The 18,276-nt window shown below is 33.9% G+C and carries 22 protein-coding genes and 2 tRNA genes; 3 read left to right on the forward strand and 21 right to left on the reverse strand.

Annotation, left to right across the window (positions count from 1 at the left end; all coding sequences use genetic code 11):
• Positions 1-5: 5 nt before the first annotated feature.
• The 17 genes from rplX to carA form a co-directional block, all read right to left on the reverse strand.
• Positions 6-323, reverse strand: coding sequence for a 50S ribosomal protein L24 (gene rplX, locus AB3210_RS05125; protein WP_010404700.1), 318 nt, complete (start codon positions 321-323; stop codon positions 6-8).
• Positions 323-682, reverse strand: a complete 360-nt coding sequence (gene rplN, locus AB3210_RS05130) for a 50S ribosomal protein L14 (RefSeq protein ID WP_007302542.1) — start codon at positions 680-682, stop codon at positions 323-325. Before rplN ends, rplX begins: the two co-directional genes overlap by 1 nt.
• 18 nt (positions 683-700) lie before the next feature.
• The gene (rpsQ, locus tag AB3210_RS05135; protein ID WP_010404696.1) at positions 701-931 is read right to left on the reverse strand and encodes a 30S ribosomal protein S17; all 231 of its coding nucleotides are present in this window, start codon (positions 929-931) and stop codon (positions 701-703) included.
• On the reverse strand, positions 924-1,127 hold the full coding sequence (rpmC, locus tag AB3210_RS05140) for a 50S ribosomal protein L29 (RefSeq protein ID WP_038198186.1): 204 nt from the start codon (positions 1,125-1,127) through the stop codon (positions 924-926). The genes rpsQ and rpmC overlap by 8 nt, the downstream gene beginning before the upstream one ends.
• Positions 1,128-1,138: 11 nt before the next feature.
• On the reverse strand, positions 1,139-1,552 hold the full coding sequence (gene rplP / locus AB3210_RS05145; protein ID WP_019236922.1) for a 50S ribosomal protein L16: 414 nt from the start codon (positions 1,550-1,552) through the stop codon (positions 1,139-1,141).
• 11 nt (positions 1,553-1,563) lie between these two features.
• The gene (gene rpsC / locus AB3210_RS05150; RefSeq protein ID WP_019236921.1) at positions 1,564-2,184 is read right to left on the reverse strand and encodes a 30S ribosomal protein S3; all 621 of its coding nucleotides are present in this window, start codon (positions 2,182-2,184) and stop codon (positions 1,564-1,566) included.
• Between the two features lie 39 nt (positions 2,185-2,223).
• On the reverse strand, positions 2,224-2,574 hold the full coding sequence (gene rplV / locus AB3210_RS05155; protein WP_007302537.1) for a 50S ribosomal protein L22: 351 nt from the start codon (positions 2,572-2,574) through the stop codon (positions 2,224-2,226).
• A 9-nt stretch (positions 2,575-2,583) separates the two neighbouring features.
• Positions 2,584-2,868, reverse strand: coding sequence for a 30S ribosomal protein S19 (gene rpsS / locus AB3210_RS05160; RefSeq protein ID WP_010404687.1), 285 nt, complete (start codon positions 2,866-2,868; stop codon positions 2,584-2,586).
• A gap of 3 nt (positions 2,869-2,871) precedes the next feature.
• The gene (gene rplB, locus AB3210_RS05165) at positions 2,872-3,696 is read right to left on the reverse strand and encodes a 50S ribosomal protein L2 (RefSeq protein ID WP_052265061.1); all 825 of its coding nucleotides are present in this window, start codon (positions 3,694-3,696) and stop codon (positions 2,872-2,874) included.
• A gap of 1 nt (position 3,697) precedes the next feature.
• Positions 3,698-3,985 (reverse strand): 50S ribosomal protein L23, encoded by a 288-nt coding sequence (locus AB3210_RS05170; protein ID WP_007302534.1) that lies wholly within the window; start codon positions 3,983-3,985, stop codon positions 3,698-3,700.
• Positions 3,982-4,596 carry a 50S ribosomal protein L4 gene (gene rplD / locus AB3210_RS05175; protein WP_007302533.1) on the reverse strand — a complete coding sequence of 205 codons (615 nt, stop codon included), beginning with the start codon at positions 4,594-4,596 and terminating at the stop codon, positions 3,982-3,984. Before rplD ends, AB3210_RS05170 begins: the two co-directional genes overlap by 4 nt.
• Before the next feature lie 2 nt (positions 4,597-4,598).
• On the reverse strand, positions 4,599-5,321 hold the full coding sequence (gene rplC / locus AB3210_RS05180) for a 50S ribosomal protein L3 (RefSeq protein ID WP_012482005.1): 723 nt from the start codon (positions 5,319-5,321) through the stop codon (positions 4,599-4,601).
• A 9-nt stretch (positions 5,322-5,330) separates the two neighbouring features.
• A complete protein-coding gene (rpsJ, locus tag AB3210_RS05185) occupies positions 5,331-5,651 on the reverse strand; it encodes a 30S ribosomal protein S10 (protein WP_012482004.1) in 321 nt (106 codons plus the stop codon).
• 14 nt (positions 5,652-5,665) lie between these two features.
• The gene (gene tuf, locus AB3210_RS05190; RefSeq protein ID WP_007301992.1) at positions 5,666-6,838 is read right to left on the reverse strand and encodes an elongation factor Tu; all 1,173 of its coding nucleotides are present in this window, start codon (positions 6,836-6,838) and stop codon (positions 5,666-5,668) included.
• A gap of 78 nt (positions 6,839-6,916) precedes the next feature.
• A tRNA-Gly gene (locus tag AB3210_RS05195) sits at positions 6,917-6,987 on the reverse strand.
• A gap of 4 nt (positions 6,988-6,991) precedes the next feature.
• A tRNA-Tyr gene (locus AB3210_RS05200) sits at positions 6,992-7,073 on the reverse strand.
• Between the two features lie 109 nt (positions 7,074-7,182).
• Complete coding sequence (gene carA, locus AB3210_RS05205; protein WP_052265062.1) at positions 7,183-8,271, reverse strand: glutamine-hydrolyzing carbamoyl-phosphate synthase small subunit; 1,089 nt, start codon at positions 8,269-8,271, stop codon at positions 7,183-7,185.
• A 202-nt stretch (positions 8,272-8,473) separates the two neighbouring features.
• On the opposite strand from carA, the gene AB3210_RS05210 reads away from it, so the two are divergent.
• Together AB3210_RS05210 and AB3210_RS05215 are read left to right on the forward strand one after the other, a co-directional pair.
• Positions 8,474-9,190: an SDR family NAD(P)-dependent oxidoreductase gene (locus AB3210_RS05210; protein WP_007302529.1), complete on the forward strand. Its 717-nt coding sequence runs from the start codon at positions 8,474-8,476 to the stop codon at positions 9,188-9,190.
• Between the two features lie 132 nt (positions 9,191-9,322).
• On the forward strand, positions 9,323-9,790 hold the full coding sequence (locus AB3210_RS05215; RefSeq protein WP_052265063.1) for a hypothetical protein: 468 nt from the start codon (positions 9,323-9,325) through the stop codon (positions 9,788-9,790).
• A 774-nt stretch (positions 9,791-10,564) separates the two neighbouring features.
• Here AB3210_RS05215 and fsa read toward each other — a convergent pair.
• Positions 10,565-11,209 carry a fructose-6-phosphate aldolase gene (fsa, locus tag AB3210_RS05220; RefSeq protein WP_007302527.1) on the reverse strand — a complete coding sequence of 215 codons (645 nt, stop codon included), beginning with the start codon at positions 11,207-11,209 and terminating at the stop codon, positions 10,565-10,567.
• 409 nt (positions 11,210-11,618) lie between these two features.
• Here fsa and AB3210_RS05225 point away from each other — a divergent pair, with 409 nt between their 5' ends.
• Positions 11,619-14,852, forward strand: a complete 3,234-nt coding sequence (locus AB3210_RS05225) for a hypothetical protein (protein WP_264336139.1) — start codon at positions 11,619-11,621, stop codon at positions 14,850-14,852.
• Between the two features lie 402 nt (positions 14,853-15,254).
• Here AB3210_RS05225 and AB3210_RS05230 read toward each other — a convergent pair whose 3' ends face one another.
• From AB3210_RS05230 to pstC, 3 genes are all read right to left on the reverse strand, one after another.
• Positions 15,255-15,596: a hypothetical protein gene (locus AB3210_RS05230; protein ID WP_019236916.1), complete on the reverse strand. Its 342-nt coding sequence runs from the start codon at positions 15,594-15,596 to the stop codon at positions 15,255-15,257.
• 5 nt (positions 15,597-15,601) lie between these two features.
• Positions 15,602-17,038: a F0F1 ATP synthase subunit beta gene (gene atpD / locus AB3210_RS05235; protein ID WP_007302524.1), complete on the reverse strand. Its 1,437-nt coding sequence runs from the start codon at positions 17,036-17,038 to the stop codon at positions 15,602-15,604.
• Between the two features lie 96 nt (positions 17,039-17,134).
• Positions 17,135-18,223, reverse strand: coding sequence for a phosphate ABC transporter permease subunit PstC (pstC, locus tag AB3210_RS05240; protein ID WP_012482001.1), 1,089 nt, complete (start codon positions 18,221-18,223; stop codon positions 17,135-17,137).
• Positions 18,224-18,276: the final 53 nt, after the last annotated feature.

Genomic DNA, 18,276 nt, shown 5'->3' on the forward strand with positions numbered 1-18,276 from the left:
TCAACCTAATCTATCACTTCTCCAGAAACTTTTGCAAAACGCACTTTTCTACCATCTATAATCTTAAATCCTACTTTAGTTGGAGTTTTACACTTAGGATCCAATATTGCAACATTGGATACATCAATAGCTAACTCTTTATTCAATATACCACCACCACTACCAGCTCTTGGTTTAGTATGTCTCTTACACACATTTACGCCAGAAACAACTACTTTCTTTTTAGCATCACGTATTATAACTTTGATTACCTTACCAATTTTTCTCTTATCTTTACCAGTTAAAACTATAATATCATCACCACTTTTTATTTTAGCACTCATTATAAAACCTCATCAGCTAATGACATTATTTTCATAAAAGAACCAGATAACAACTTTTTTACTGGACCAAACACCCGAGTGCCAAGTGGTTCACCTTGATCATTAATTAAAACCACAGCATTGCTAGAAAAACGAATTACAGAACCATCAGATTTCTTAACACTATTTTTTACTCTAACAACAACTGCTTTATATACTTTTCCTTTTTCAACTTTACCTTTTGGATTAATAGACTTAGTAGATATAATAATCGTATCACCTACAGATGCAGATTTCCTACCACCTAACAAGCCAATACAAAGCACTGCACGCGCACCAGAATTATCAGCTACTTCTAACAATGTATTTTTTTGAATCATATAAATACCTATTCCTTTTTAGCTATTGATGACAACCCATTTTTTAGTAACAGAAATAGGCTTATGTTCCTGTATTAAAACCCTATCTCCCTTTTTGCAACTATTATTCTCATCATGTGCTGTATACTTCTTGTATTTTTTAATAACTTTTTTATACAGCCTATCCTTATACACTTGTAACACCGAAACCTTTACAGTCTTATCAGACTCAGCATTAGTTACGACACCACAAAAAACCTTCTTAGGCATTTTTTCCCTCTCTCTTTCTTCTATTTAATACAGTTAGACTACGAGCTATGCTCTTTCTTATTAAGCTAAAACGCGAAAAATTGTTGCACTGGCCCAGCTTTTTTTGAAAAGCCAAATTAACAAATTCTTTCCTCAAACTCACAAGAAGTTCATGTAATCCTTGTGAAGATTCTGATTCAAATTTAACTATATCCATTGCAACTCCATTCAATTATGATTAGATATAAATTTACACTTCATAGGAAGCTTAGCAGTCGCTTTTTCAAGCGCCAATCTTGCTAAATGCATGGGAACATCACTACTAATTTCAAACAAAATCCTACCGGGCTTAGCTTTAAATACCCAAAATTCAACACTACCTTTCCCTTTACCCATACGTACATCTGCTGGCTTTTTACTAACCGGAGTATCAGGAAAAATTCTTATCCATACTTTACCAGAGCGTTTTAACGTTCTAGATATTACGCGCCTTGCAGTTTCAATATGCTTGGACTGAACCTTACCTACTTCCATAGCTTTTAATCCATAATCTCCAAAAGACAGCGTGCTACCACCCTTAGCATTACCCTTTATTCTCCCCTTAAATACCTTTTTATATTTACTCTTTTTGGGAACAAACATCTCAATATACCTTAACTACCAACATAAACCCAAACTTTAACTCCTATAATACCACATATAGTCTTCGCTTCACAAAAAGCATAATCTATATTAGCACGCAAAGTGTGTAAAGGCAAACGACCTTCTTTGTACCATTCAGTACGAGCTATTTCAGCTCCGCCAAGACGCCCAGAGCAACTTACTTTAATACCCTCAGCACCCATCTTCAAACAATTTTGAATAGCTTTTTTCATCGCTCTTCTACATGAAATCCTTTTTTCTAGCTGATGTGTAATATTCCTTGATATTAAAACTGCATCTATTTCAGACTTTTTAACTCCTACTACATTCACTTCGACACTACTTTCTACTTTTTTAGCTATTTTTTGCTTTATCTTCTCAACATCCAAACCTTTCTTACCTATTATAACTCCAGGCTTAGAAGAATGTATTATTACAGACACTAAAGTAACTGTACGCTCTACAGTTACTTTAGAAATACCAGCATGCTTAAAGGATTCATTTATATAACTGCGAATAAATAGATCTTGATGCAATTTCTGTTTATAATCGTCCGTAGCACACCAAACAGAATCCCAGGTATTACTATTTATTTGCAATCTAAATACTTTAGGATTAACCTTCTGTCCCATATTTTTACACTTTCCTTATTAATTTTCCATTTCTATAAATCATACAATTTCTTTCAATTTTATAGTTATATTACTATAAAATTTGCTCATTCTATTAGCCCTACCCATAGCTTTTGGATATACTCTACGCAAAGTAAGTGACTTACCTATTAAAATTTCCTTTATATATAAATTATCAACGTTCAATCCATAATTATTTTGAGCATTAGCAATTGCAGAATTCAACACCTTCATTATAAAACCGGCAGCCTTTTTTTCACAAAATCTTAATTGTACATTAGCAAAAGAAACTTTTTTATTACGCACTAAATCAGCAACCAAATTTAATTTGCGAGGAGTTGATCTTAAAACCTTAGAACCAGCCTCAACTATTATATCCCTATTTTTCATATCAATTGCCTACCTTCTTGTTGCCTTTTTATCACCACCATGCCCAGTAAATTTACGAGTAGGTGAAAATTCACCGAATTTATGACCTATCATATTCTGATTATCAACACTAACAGGAATGTAATCTTTACCATTATAAACAGCAAATTTTAAACCCAAACAATTAGGAAGAATTACAGAAGCCCTGGAATGAATTTTTATCACCTTATTAATAGAACCCTCTTTTAAAGCTCTCTGAACTAATCTTAGTACAGATGGGTGTAAAAAAGGTGGTTTCCATACAGATCTACTCATAAATTAACCTTTCAATTTTTTTATATACTTATCACTAGATTTATTTTTTTTCCTAGTTTTTTTTCCTTTTGTTGCAACACCCCAAGGAGTAACAGGATGACGACCGCCAGAAGTTTTTCCCTCTCCACCTCCATGAGGATGGTCAACCGGATTCATTGCAACTCCACGTACAGCAGGTCTAATCCCAAGCCACCTACTTCTCCCAGCTTTACCCAACTTTCTATTCTTATGGTCAGGGTTAGATACTACACCAATAGTAGCCTTGCAAGAAGATAAAATCAACCTAATTTGACCAGACCTGAGTCGTAATAAAACATATTGGCCATCACGACCAACGATTTGTGCATAACAACCAGCAGCTCTAGCAATCGCAGCACCATTACCTGGCTTCAGCTCAACATTATGAACGAAAGAACCAACAGGTATATGCTTGAGTAGTAAACAATTCCCTGGCAAAATATCAGCATCATCTCCAGCTGTCACAACATCACCAGGCTTCATACCTTGAGGAGCTAATATATAAGATTTAGTATCATCTTCCTTATATGATATTAATGCTAAAAACCCACTTCTATTTGGATCATACTCTATTTTCTCAACTATACCCTGATCACTTCTATTACGTTTAAAATCTATAACTCTATACTTCTTCTTGTGACCACCACCCCTGTGACGAGTTGTAATTCTACCATGATTATTTCTTCCACCACTGGATTTCTTGCCAAATACAAGAGACTTCTCCGGCTTATCTTTTGATAAACCAATTTTACTTATTAATATAGTCCCACGAGAAGACGGAGTAACAGGATTAAAAAATTTCATACCCATATTAAACGCTCATTATATCTAATTTTTGACCATCCATCAAAGAAAAATAAACCTTTTTTCTCTGTTTTTTACAACCAACCACACCCCTGAAACGTCTATATTTAGGTTTAACTCTAATAACATTTATAGAAGAAATTCTGACATTAAATAAAGACTCTATTGCCGATTTTATTTGACGCTTATTTACATTTACAAAAACATACAAAGAGTATTTATTAAACTTCTCTCTTAAAAGAGAAGCCTTTTCTGTGATTACAGGAGATTTTATTATATTATTATATTTAATCATAACAATCTACCTTCAAGATGCTTTAAAGTGTCTTTTGTTAACATCACGCATTCATGATTCAATATATCAAAAACATTTAACCCAATAGGTTTGATTAAATCTACATAATGCAAATTTTTAGCAGCACGTAACAAATCATCTCCATAATCACCAACTATTAAAAAAGAAGAAAATTTAAAATTTTTAATATATTCACACATTTTAGATGTTTTCTTCACATCAACATTTAAACTATCAAGAACAACAACTTGATTATTTAAATATTTTAGAGATAAAGCAATTTTCAAACCAAATTTACGTACTTTTTTATTAAGAGAATAAGCATGACTCCTCACAACAGGACCAAAAATAATTCCACCACCTCTAAACTGAGGAGATCGCAAGCTCCCCTGTCTCGCCCTACCGGTACGTTTTTGACCATACGGCTTAGCTGTTGTACCAGAAACATCACTGATACCCTTTGTTTTATGAGCACCAACTCTTCTCTTTGCTAATTGCCATCTCACTATATCATGCAAAATACTCAATTTTTGCTTGGCAGAAAATATCAAGGGATTAAGCTCAACACTACCTACATTATTATTAGATAGATCAACTAATTCACATTCCATAACTAACTCACCAAATTATTAGCATCATCACTCATATTCAACAGCAGACCTACTGGAAAAGGAACATCTTTATGTAAAGGCTTTTTAACTGCATCTCTCACAAAAACATAAGAGTTTTTAAACCCAGGAACATTATTACCCTTTACAGCAATTATGCTATTTTCATAATCAATGGATAATATTTTCATATTCTGTACAGTCACTCTGCTATTACCTAAATGACCAGCCATTTTCTTCCCCTTGAATACTCTACCAGGATCTTGACATTGACCAGTAGAACCTTGTGATCTATGAGCAATAGAAACGCCATGAGATGCCCTAAGCCCACTGAAGTTATGCCGCTTCATCACACCAGCAAACCCTTTGCCTAAAGAATAACCCGTAATGTCAAGATATTGACCAACTACAAAATGATTAACCCCCACCTTTTTACCACATTCTATTCCGAATAGATCAGTTAATCTACTTTCGTATAATTTACATTTACTATTTATACCCTTTTTCTTTAAATATTCCAACTGAGGTTTTGCTATTTTTTTTAAATCCCCTGTGCCTAAAATGACTGAATTGTAGCCACATTTATCTTGTCCTTTTATATCGATAATATAAGTTTCGCTGAGATGCAATAAGGTTACAGCCATGCGACTATTATCAAAATACATAGCAGTATGGCCAACATTGGTCATTAACAAACCAATTCTCCTAAGCGAATTTATTCTCTTCATTTCCTTTTCCTAAATATTGACTTCCTTAACCTTTAAATCCACTTCTACACCAGCAGAAAAAGATAAATCTGCAAGCATCTTCATCATAGTAGAAGTAGGATTATGTACAATAATTAACCGCTTAGAAATTCTCATTTCAAATTGCTCACGAGATTTTTTATCAACATGAGGAGACCTATTAACAGTAAATTTAGAATCTTTTCTTGGCAACGCAATCGGACCAGATAAATCTGCATTAAACTGCTTTAATTGATCAATAAACTCGCGAATACACTTTTCCAACAAAGAACAATCGAAAGCTTTGATTCTAATATATATATCTTGCTTCATCTTAGTTATTATACTCATTCTAAAATTTCCGAAACAACGCCAGAACCAACAGTTCTACCACCTTCTCTTATCGCAAAACGTAATCCTTTATCCATTGCTATTGGTACTTGCAACTCCACTTCTATACTTACATTGTCCCCTGGCATTACCATCTCCTTTCCATCTAGCAATTTTATGCTCCCAGTTACATCCGTTGTCCTTAAATAAAACTGTGGCTGATAATTTCCAAAAAATGGTGTATGCCTTCCTCCTTCTTCTTTCTTCAATATATACACCTCCGCATTAAATTTCTTATGCGGGGTTATTGTCCCTGGTTTTGCCAATACTTGCCCTCTCTCCACTTCTTCTCTCTTTGTTCCTCTTAGTAGTATTCCTACATTGAGTCCTGCACTTCCCTTATCTAGCAACTTCTTAAACATCTCAACACCAGTACATATCGTCTTTTGCGTCGCTTTCAGACCTATTATCTCTATCTCATCCCCTGTCTTTATCTCCCCCTTCTCTATTCTTCCTGTTACTACCGTCCCTCGGCCCGATATTGAAAATACATCTTCTATTGGCAACAAAAACGGCAAATCTATAGGCCTTGGAGGTACTGCCACATACTCATCTAACTTCTCCATCAATTTATCTATTGATTTCTTTCCATACTCACTACTATCATCCTCTAATGCTTTTAACGCAGACCCAACTATCATAGGCACTTCATCACCTGGAAATCCATACTTACTCAGCAACTCTCTCACTTCCATCTCTACCAAATCTATCATATCAGCATCAGCAACATCAGCTTTATTTATATATACCACGATATATCCAACACCCACCTGTTTTGCCAGCAATATATGCTCTCTCGTTTGTGGCATCGGCCCATCAACCCCTGACACTACCAATATCGCTGCATCCATCTGTGCTGCACCTACTATCATATTCTTTACATAATCAGCATGTCCAGGGCAATCAACGTGTGCATAGTGTCTCTTTTCTGTTTGATATTCAACATGCGCTGTTGCTATTGTTATCCCTCTCTTTCTTTCTTCTGGCGCTTTATCTATTTGATCATATGCTACAAAATTACCATAATGCTTTGTTATCGCCGCTGTTAACGTTGTCTTCCCATGATCCACATGTCCTATCGTTCCCACGTTTACATGCGGCTTTCCAAATGCTTCTACTATCGCTGTCATAATTTTAACTCTTCTACCTAAAATATAAATACATCAACAAATAATATGTTGATTTTATATAAATACAACAAAAAAAAGAGCGGATAGTGGGAATCGAACCCACGTCACTAGCTTGGAAGGCTAGAGCTCTACCATTGAGCTATACCCGCACAATGGAGGAGGTAGGATTCGAACCTACGTACGCAATGCGGACAGATTTACAGTCTGTTACCTTTAACCACTCGGTCACTCCTCCACAAAAATCTGTTAAGAGAACACTACCTTAACTTAAGTTTTATTATTCCTAATATTAAACATCCAAATCCAAAAGATCAAGTAATAAAAGCTAATCTAACTGATTTCAGTTAGATTTTACTTTTATATAACAAAATATTGTCAATAAAACGCCCAAATAAGTAATGTGAATCATGTGTACCTGGCGCTTCTTCTGGATGGTATTGAGTAGAAAAGACTGGGTAATCCTTCATCATTATCCCCTCTACACTATTATCAAATAGAGAAATATGAGTAACTTCAACGTTACTTGGAAGAGAAGCTGAATCAACAACAAAACCATGATTTTGGCTAGTTATCTCAACTTTTTTACTCTCCAGATCATAAACTGGATGATTACTCCCTCGATGACCAATATCCATCTTGACAGTCTTTGCTCCCAAAGTAACTGCAAGTAATTGATGGCCCAGGCATATGCCAAAAACTGGTATTTTAGATTTCACAATAATTTCTATTTCTGAAGTTACACTCTCTCCTATCTCTTGTGGATCACCAGGGCCATTTGAAAGCACTATACCATCTGGATTCATGCTTAATATTTTGTGAGCAAAACCTGTATCTGGTTTGACTAATTCAACCGTACAATCAAGTTCTACTAAGCGTGAGATTATACTATTTTTTACACCGAAATCAACAATTACAACCCTATATTTTGCATTAAGAACGCTTTGAAAGTTATTACTTAAACTGACTTTCTTAGTTATTTCTATTCCATTTACAGATTTGTATTTCTTCAATTCATCTAATATATGTACCTCACTTGACGGACATATCATTCCATTTTGAGATCCATGTTTTCTCAAATATCTCGTCAAAGCTCTAGTATCAATTCCCGATATCCCAACTACATTATTTTTCTCCAACCAATCATTTAAACTAATATATGAAGAAGAGTGAGACATAGGAGAAAGTTCACGCATAACCACACCACTTGCAAAAACTTTTTCTCCTTCATTATCTTTGTGATTTATTCCAACATTACCAATATGAGGAAAAGTGAACGCTATTATTTGATCAGCAAAAGAAGGATCTGTTATAGTATGCTGATAACCTGTCATACCAGTGGTAAAACAAACTTCACCTATACATTTGCCTCTTTTACCTACCGATTTTCCCAAAAAGTACTTGCCATCTTGTAAAACTAAAGCTGCATCCTGCATTTAATTCTCTCAACTCATTTAAAATATTATATAAGAATTTTAAATTACAAGTAAGCAAATACTAAATTTCCCTTTAAGTTTATATAAAATTCAAAATTATAAGTAGCTTTCTTTTTTTATTATTTAGGAAAATTATAGCAAACTTAACTTGTGTGAATAGGCAATAGTCATTACATTCATACTTCATGTTATATAAATTCACATGGATAGAAAAACTTGTCTCATTACAGGAGCATCATCTGGCATTGGAGAAAGTCTAGCACGGTTGCTCATTAAAGATCGATGGTTTGTGGTTGGCATTGCAAGGCGCACTGAAAAACTGGAAAAATTAAAAGAAGAATTAGGTAGTAATTTTTTACCTATAACATGTGATGTAAGCAAAAGTGAAAATATTAAAAACTCGTCTGATTTTTTAAAAAAGCAAAATATTATACCAAATCTCTTTTTTCTTAATGCAGGATGTGGCGAAATAGAAGATAAGTTTCATACCAACATTCATAGAAAAACATTTGAAACCAATTATTTTGGCGTTATCAACTGGATTGAAGAATGGATTCATCATAATTCCTTGGCAACTTTTGCGGTTATATCTTCTCTTGTTGCTATGCATGCAACACCACATGCTTCTGCATACTGTGCCAGCAAAGCAGCACTAAAAAGTTGTTTTCAATCACTAAAAATCCAATATTCTAACAGTAGCACAAAGTTTATCACCATAATGCCAGGGCCAGTAAAAACAGATATGTTTAAGTCTAATAAACCACTTCCCTTCATATGGGAGCCAGAAAAAGCTGCAGCATATATTTTAAAAAGTATATTTAAAGGAAAGAAAGTTATAGCGTTTCCAATTTTCTGGCGGTTATTTTTTCATATTTTACAAATTCTTCCCACTAAAATGACTGCAAGAATCTTACGATAATCACCAAATCTACCATCTTGTAAAGCTAAAGCTCTTCAAAACTCAATCGCAAGCTTCTCCACACAAAAACATCTTGACTATCGCATGTTTCATATTATATGAATAAACTGTTAATGAAAGTGGAGGGTTGCAATGCCTAATAATACAGATCAGTCTAAAAAAATAAATGAGAAATGGTTATTTATAGGAGGTGCTTCACTGTTTCTTGTAATAATGCTACCATCAATTTTTCTCTTAGCAAAAATAGCTATGATGTTTGTTATAATCTCAACTACAGCAATAGCAATAAAAATTGCCTCAAAAGCAATATCAAACGTTTTAGAGGATAAAGAGAATCAATCAACACAAAATAAAATTATAAACCTAGCTATTGGAGCAGTGTCCATACTTGCAGGTGGGCTATCATTACTTATTACAGCAAAAGTTGGTTTCATCGCAATATGTTCAACTATAGCTATTTTAGCTCTGTATGAATATATTAAAGATGAAAAAATAGGTAAGGATATAAATGATAAATTCGATGAAATAGCTAATAATACAACTGAGTTTTGCGTCAACAGCATTGAAAAACTTATTCCATCACAAAGTTGTAAAGTGTAATCTTTTGTTTATAAATTTTTAGATGCATGGCTAACGTATAAACACTGAAATCAGCACTTCCTTTCTTGTTATACTAGTAATGGCTTCCATCATCAAAAATGTTGTATTACTTTTATACTCGCAAATCTAACTGGATTCCAATGCTGGAATAACATTACCTTGAATGGAAATCGGTGCGTGATGTACATCTGTATAGAGATTAAATATGTCATTCAGTTTGTTATCATTCTAGTACTGCCATTCTATAGGTAACAGCTGTACCTGGAGCTCCTCTCTTGTCATTCCAGCACTGGAATCCAGAAAACTTAATTTCAAACCAGTACTTTCCCTCTTTTCATCCCAATTTCCAAAATGTTACTCCAGTACTGAAATCCAGCTTTTTTATAACTATCGAAAACACTGTATTACTTTACAAATTTAACTAAATATAATTACTGGCATGGCACGTTCGTAAAATTACGATAAAAAATTACTTGACAAACTCTAATAGTTTTGTTACCATGCACGGTGAAGGTGTTCTAGAGCTCGGAATCTATCTTCGTCTGCAGACTTTTCAATTCAATTAATCTATAATCTTCAGTTAAAATATATTTTAGCTATACTTCGGTCGTAGCTGTATACATTTTTCTCAATCTTTTTTATTAGTGGAGGACTATCATGTTTAAAACACTGAATTACGCATATCATTGACCTACATGTCTTTAAAGGACAGATGGTACCTATGTCCTTTTTATATAAATTATTGTGTTTTTATGTCTTTTTTAGCAATGTCATTTATTGTTTTACGCCCCAGTCTTTTTCAAATATTGCGAGCCCTTGATCAGTAAGTGGATGATTAATTAACTGTCTAAGTATTTTTGCTGGCACAGTAATTGAATGAGCACCAAGCCGTGCAGCTTCTATTACATGTGCTGGACTTCTTACTGATGCAACAAGAACTTTTGTCTTAAAATTATAATTAGAATATATAGTGCATATATCTTCTATTAGCGATAAGCCATCATAGCTTATATCATCAAGGCGACCAACAAAGGGAGAAATAAAACAAGCACCGGCCTTAGCGGCAAACAGTGCTTGTCCAGGAGAAAAACATAATGTAATGTTAGCAGGTATTTTATGTTCTGTCCACAACTTTTTACAAGAAATTAATCCTTCATGTGTAAGAGGTAACTTTACTACGATATTACTAGCGATTTTCGCTAACTTAAGGCCTTCCTTAACCATATCTTCATGGCTATCTGCAACAACTTCAACACTAACAGGTCCTTTTATAATAGAACATATTTCGCTTACTAAATCTTCGTACTTATCTTTATGTCCAGATTTTGCTATTAAAGAAGGATTAGTTGTTATACCATCAATGAACTCTTTTAGCTCCTTAATTTCATTCAAATCAACACTATCAAGAAAAATTTCCATATTATTGTCCTATTAAAAACCTATTTTTACAAAATATTGTCATCTTTGAAAAGTATTAAATAAAATCGGATTTTTAACTCAACTCAATTTTCAGTCCGTTAGGAAAGAAAATATTGCACTGAGACACAGTATAGCGCTTTCCTTAATTGGTTGCATTTTATTAACAAAATTAGCATAACCAATTTCTGAAGTTTACTAGCTTTACGTTCAATAGAAATTCTTGCATAGCCTAAAACTTAGTGCTACTATTAGTATAGTAACACAAATAGATAGTGGGGAACAATAAACAAAATGACTAAGATCTAGTTTAACGCTCGCAATTAAATTCAACTAAAAAGGTTAATACAAAAGGAGTTAATCACTCCCAAAGTAAATATATTATCAAAACAATAGTAATAGGGGGTATACTATGTCAACAAATTTCCTGACATTGAAAAACATATTAGCAGAACTGAAAAGAAAAAATAGCATTACTGTTTTAGAAGAATACTATCAGGACAAATGGGAGATTTATGACTTGCTCATGGATTTGACAAATGATGAAAATTTTAAGCAAGCATATATAGATCTATCTTTCAACAAGAGCTTTAAAAAAAACTTTATAGAATTAGCAAATCAGGCAAAAAAAGCTGTAAGTAAGTATTTTAGAGACAAAGACATAGACCTTCAAGCTTTTTATGTAGAAACTAACAATTCTGATAAAGTGTTAAACATTAATCTTATTAATTACAATAGAAGTGAGCCAATAAGAATTAGTGATATCTTACAGCAAGAAAGGGATATTAGCACATTGAATATTTATTGCAATAAAAAGCATGACATATACGCTTACCGAAAAGGTAAGGAAAGACATTATGAATTTAAAGAGGGTGCATATTATGAAATGACAAGCACTTGGCCTGTGCAGGACAAGGATGGGAAAACTTTTACCTGTACTATGGTTATGAATGTAAGTAATTCTGGTATAACTAAAGTACTACAGTTTAATGGTAAAGATTTTGAATCGCCACCTGAGGAGTTTTGGGAATTAATAAGACAAAATGAGGAATTATATATTCAAGACCTCTCTCTACATGATGCTGTAAAAGCATTATTGAAAAAGAACAAAAATGCTAACATTGCACCGGCTGTTAGTAATCTGCAAAATAACGAACATATCGTAATCAATCAAGACGAAAAGATGAAAGATCTTGAAAATGATGCTAAAAGCAATCCTATTCTTTCTTTCACTAGCAACAATGTATCAGAGGTTAATCCACAGCAGATTGCAACTCAGGCAATTGCAACTCAAACAGAAGTTAATTCACAGCACACTGAAACTCAAACAGAGGTCTCTGTGCAACACGTTAAGACTCAAACAGAAATTGGCTCTCAACAGACTGAAACTCAGACAAAAGTTGATTTACAAGAGGTTGCAATTCAAACAGGAATTAGTTTACAGCACACTGAAACTCAAACGAAAATTGGCTCTCAACAGGCTGAAATTCAAAGTTTACAAGAAGTTGCAACTCAAACAGAAGTTAATTTACAGCACACTGAAACTCAAACAGAGGTCTCTGTGCAACACGTTAAGACTCAAACAGGAATTGGCTCTCAAGAAACTGAAACTCAGACAGAAGTTAATTTGCAAGAAGCTGCAGCGCAAACAGAAGTTAACTCACAACAACTAGATCAAAAGCTTACAAAAGCTGAACAAGAAATTAGAGAATTAAATGAGCAGAGGAACGAATTACGATATAGGTTCGACAAGGCTGAACAAGAACTTGAAGAGTTAGAAAAGCACAATAGTGACTTACAGAATGAACTTGGAGAAGAAAAGCAAGAAATTAGAGAATTAAACGAGCAAAAGAATAAATTACAATATAGGCTCGATGAGGCTGAGCAAGAAATTAGAGAGTTAAATCAGCAGAGAAACAACTTACAATGTAGACTCGAAGATGCTGAGCAAAAATTTGAAGAGTTAAAAAAGCATAATAGTGATTTACAGAATAAACTTGGAGAAGAAAAGCAAAAAAATGCAAAATTACAAACTGAACTGACACAAAAAGATGAAAAACTAGCAAATATGTCAACAGAGCTGCAAGAAAGAGCGCAAGAACTTGAAGGTGCATATGAAGAAAAGAAAGACCTGAAGAAAAAGCTGGAAGTTGCCAATGTAAAAAATAAGAAACTGGAAGATACATTGCAGATAGAGAGCGAGCAAGCAGAACGTATAATGATCGAAGAGAATGAGCGCTTAACGAATTTAAAATATAGGCTCGACAAGGCTGAGCAAGAATTTGAAAAGCATAATAGTGATTTACAGAATGAACTTGGAGAGGAAAAGCAAAAAAATGCAAAATTGCAAGCTGAACTGACACAAAAAAATGAAAAGCTAGCAAATATGTCAACAGAGCTGGAAGAAAGAGCGCAAAAACTTGAGAGTGTGTATGAAGAAGAAAAAGAAGATCTAAAGAAGAGGCTGGAAGTTGCTAATGCAGAAAAAGAAGAGTTGACAAGTGAGGTAAGAAAATTGCAAGAGGAATTAGACCAGCTGTTAAGTAATTGCATAATAAAGCAAAAAAAATCAGAACAGGAACTCATGGAGGCTAAGCAAGAAATTGAAGAATTAGAGAAGTGCAATAGTGATTTACAGAATAAACTTGAAGAAGAAAAGCAAAAAAACGTAAAATTGCAAATTGGACTAACACAAAAAGATGAGAAGCTAGAAAATATATCAACAGAGCTGCAAGAGAAAATACAAGAACTTGAAAGTGCACATGAAGGAAAGAAAGATCTAGAGAAAAAGTTAACAATTGCTAATGCAAAAAATGAAAAACTGGAAGATAAATTGAAACAGTTTAAAAAAGCGGAAGAGGAAGCAGGAGATATATTAGATGAAAATTGGAAAGATATACAGAATTTAAAATCTACAATTCAATGCTTAGATTATAAGTACAACACAAATCTGGAATCTTATAAACAAGAGGTAGATCAGCTAAAGTGGAAATATGAAGAGTTAAAGAACGAGGTAGAGCTTAAAAATAAGCAGATTAAGAGTCAAGAAGAACAGTTACGGCAGGATGAACGTTTAACGAATTTAAAACCTCAAATGCAAAATTTGCAAAGTGAGCATAACGCACATTTAGAATCTGATGAACAAGAGGTAAGTGAGCTAGAGTGGGATGAAAAGTGGGATTTTAAATCGTCAGAGGGAGAGCTAGAGACTAAAGATGAGCAAATTGAGAGGCAAAGAGAACAGTTACGGCAGGAGATGGAAGAAGAAATAATGGATCAATACCGTTCATTTATAGAACCAAAGTTTGAAGAGTATGAGAATGAGATTGAAATATTGAAAGAAAAGATTAAAGATATGGAAATTGAAAGAATAACGGGAGAAAGAGAAGAGCTAAACGGTAAAGAGCAACATCTAAATAACCAAGTAGAAATGTTAAGTACAGAGATTTCTCAACAGGAACCTTTGAACAATCGTGCAAAAATATCTGATCAGCTTGTAGGGGAAGTTGATAATGCAGAAAGAAAATCTAGATCTTCAAGCTCTGATAGTGCATTTTATAGTGATGATGATTGTTGTAATTCACTTCTAGACTTCATCAGCAGTCCCTCAAAGGTGTGTAGCCAAAGTCAGCACGGAAGTGTTTAATAAACATACTTATTTAGATGCATGTAAAATCAGTGCTTTTTTTCCTGTCATTCAACTCTTGTCATTCCAGTACGTGACACTGGATAAAAACATTTGTGAATTACGCAATGGACAACAAATTCTAGGAACATATGTTAAAATAATATCCACGATTAAAATAAGATAGATCCCAGTGTCACGCACTGGGATGACACTATTTTTTGTACTTTTACCTTCAAAGCTGCAACTTTTGCACAATTGTAGTCTTGACCATACGATCCTAGTTGTAAAAATTTCTAGATTTCAGTGTCTGAGCACTGGGATGATATCCTTCTAATGTTCGTACAGTTGTGTGTCAGCTACTTGAACGACAAACATTGAGATGACAAGAGTAAACCCATTTCTTGAACAAAAAAAGAGCCCCTAAAGAGATTTGACATCAAGATAACTTAAATATATACCAACTCTCTTATTTTTTAATGATTCCTCATCATGAGTCAAATGATCAAAAACCTGAATTTGATTTGTTACAATGTTACAATTATTATTTGCAACCTCCAATATACCATTATCAATTACAATTTTTTCCTTTGTCTGGTTACTCATTTGAGCAGTAATTATACCAGGCAATAAATAAATTAAATAAGGGGAATGGTAGGCTAAAATCATCAATTCCCCTTTAAGCCCGTTCACTGAAAGAGAAACTACTTCATCGAATGAAATTCGATTATCAGGAGAAAAAAATTGCACCTTAAAAGTGTTCATAATCTTTAATGTCCGGCTCCAACTTCAGCTTTTATTGATTCAGCCTTTTCTATTGCTTCACTTATACTTCCCACCATATAAAAAGCAGCTTCTGGCAGATGATCATATTTACCTTCAATAATTCCTTTAAAACTAGAAATAGTATCAGAAAGTGAAACAAATTTGCCAGACATGCCAGTAAATACCTCCGCAACATGAAAAGGTTGAGAAAGAAACTTCTGAATTTTACGAGCTCTATCAACAATAATTTTATCTTCATCAGATAGTTCATCCATACCAAGTATTGCGATAATATCTTGCAGCGACTTATAAGTTTGCAATATACGTTTCACCTCAGAAGCCACATTATAATGTTCTTCACCAATGATTTCAGCAGATAAAGACTGAGAAGTTGAGTCAAGTGGATCAACAGCAGGATATATACCCATTTCAGCTATCTGCCTTGACAACACTGTGGTTGCATCAAGATGAGAGAATGTCGTTGCTGGAGCTGGATCGGTCAAATCGTCTGCAGGAACATATATAGCCTGTACAGAAGTAATAGAACCAGCAGTAGTTGAGGCTATTCTCTCTTGCATAGCGCCCATATCAGTCGCAAGAGTTGGCTGATAACCAACAGCCGACGGTATTCTTCCAAGCAAAGCAGAAATTTCAGAGCCAGCTTGAGTAAAACGGAAGATATTATCTACAAAAAATAGAACATCTTGATTTTCATGATCACGAAAATACTCCGCCATAGTTAGTGCTGTTAAAGCAACCCTAGCCCTTGCTCCAGGAGGTTCATTCATTTGACCATAAACCAAAACGGCTTGAGATTTTTCGTGCTCATTTATATCTATTACATTCGAAGTAATCATCTCGTTATAAAGATCATTACCTTCACGCGTTCTCTCTCCTACTCCAGCAAACACAGAAAATCCTTTATGAGCTTTTGCTATGTTGTTAATCAGCTCCATTATCAGAACTGTTTTACCAACACCAGCGCCACCAAATAAGCCAATTTTTCCTCCTTTAAGATAAGGAGCAAGAAGATCTATAACCTTTATTCCTGTAACTAAAACTTCTTCCTGTATCTTCTGCTCAGTAAAGCTTGGAGGTGATCTATGTATAGGTTCTAAATCATACTTTCCTTTTAGCGGACCACACTCATCTATAAGCTCCCCTACAACATTAAAAATCCTTCCTAAAGTTGAGCGTCCAACCGGAACTGATATTGGTGCACCTGTATCAACAAACTCATCACCTCTTGACATACCATCTGTGCTATCCATAGCAATGCAACGAACTATATTGTCACCTATATGCTGTGAAACCTCTAAAACTAGCTCCTTGCCCTTATATTTTAGTTTGCTTTTTAAAGCATTAAATATCTTAGGCAACCCGTCTTCAAATTTTAAATCAACAACTGCTTGAGTTATTTTAACTACTTTACCTGTACTCATCTCTTTCATCACCTAACACTACAATTCTATAAAAGAACTTCTAAAGAAAATAAATCTTATATTATTAACAGAAATTTTGCAATATTAAAACACTTACTAGTTACGTTTCATTATAAACAATGCAAATGCATTCAATAGCCAAGTAATAACAAACAGCACCAAACTAAGCGCATAAGCAGCAAGAGTTTGCACACTATTGAAATCCTGATCTCCGGTAAGTAATGTAGCAATTTGTACAGTGATAGTAGTAACTGAATTGAGAGGATTAAAGGTCAAATTTGCATTGATTCCCACAGCCATTAGTACAATCATTGTTTCACCTATTACTCTTGAAATTGATAATAAAATTGCACTTAAAATTGTAGGCATTGCATAAGGTATTGTTATATGCCATATAGTTTCCGCTGGTGTTGCGCCAAGCGCCATAAAACCATAACGTAAACTTTTTGGAACAGATCTTATAGCATCTTCAAGCAAAGAAATAATAAAAGGAAGAATCATTACCCCGATCGATAAACCAGCAATCAAAGCACTTTCTGAGTGTATACTTAAATTAAAAAAATTTGCTACCTGCTTTATAAAAAAAGACAAAAATATAACTGAGAAGTATCCATATACAACAGTAGGAATAGCAGACAAAACCTGTAAGGCTGTATTAATAACATAACGCACTTTTTCACTCGCATACTCACTAATATATATTGCAGAAAATAAACCAAGCGGCACCGCAACTAACATTGCTACAATAGTTATAAGTAATGTCCCCACTAAAAGTGGCGCTATACCAAAACACCCCACCTCTCCTTCACCAATAATAGCTACATTATGCTTCCATTTTAAGCAAAATAAGAATTCTGAAATAGCTACTTTATTAAAAAAAGAAATGGACTGAACAAAAATAGATAGCATTATAAATAAAGTGATAAAAAGTGATATTGCTAAAGCCATAAATAACAAAAATTTTACCATCTTATTTCTTTTACCTTTAAGGATAAAAATCAGCATAAAAAAAAGTAACGCTATAGAAATAGAAGTTATAAAATAACCATCATAGAATGCTAACAAACAAGGTAGCATCCACATACAACTCAAATATATATAAGACTTAACTTTACTTACTGCTTGAAACTTACTCAAACAAAATAAAAGGACTAGTAAAACAAGTACGCCTATAATTAAATTCATTTTTCCATATATCAAATTTTATTCAACAAGAATGCCACAGAAGTTGACCATTA

This window comes from Wolbachia endosymbiont (group B) of Scrobipalpa ocellatella, from assembly GCF_964188425.1.
Taxonomy (GTDB): Bacteria; Pseudomonadota; Alphaproteobacteria; order Rickettsiales; family Anaplasmataceae; genus Wolbachia.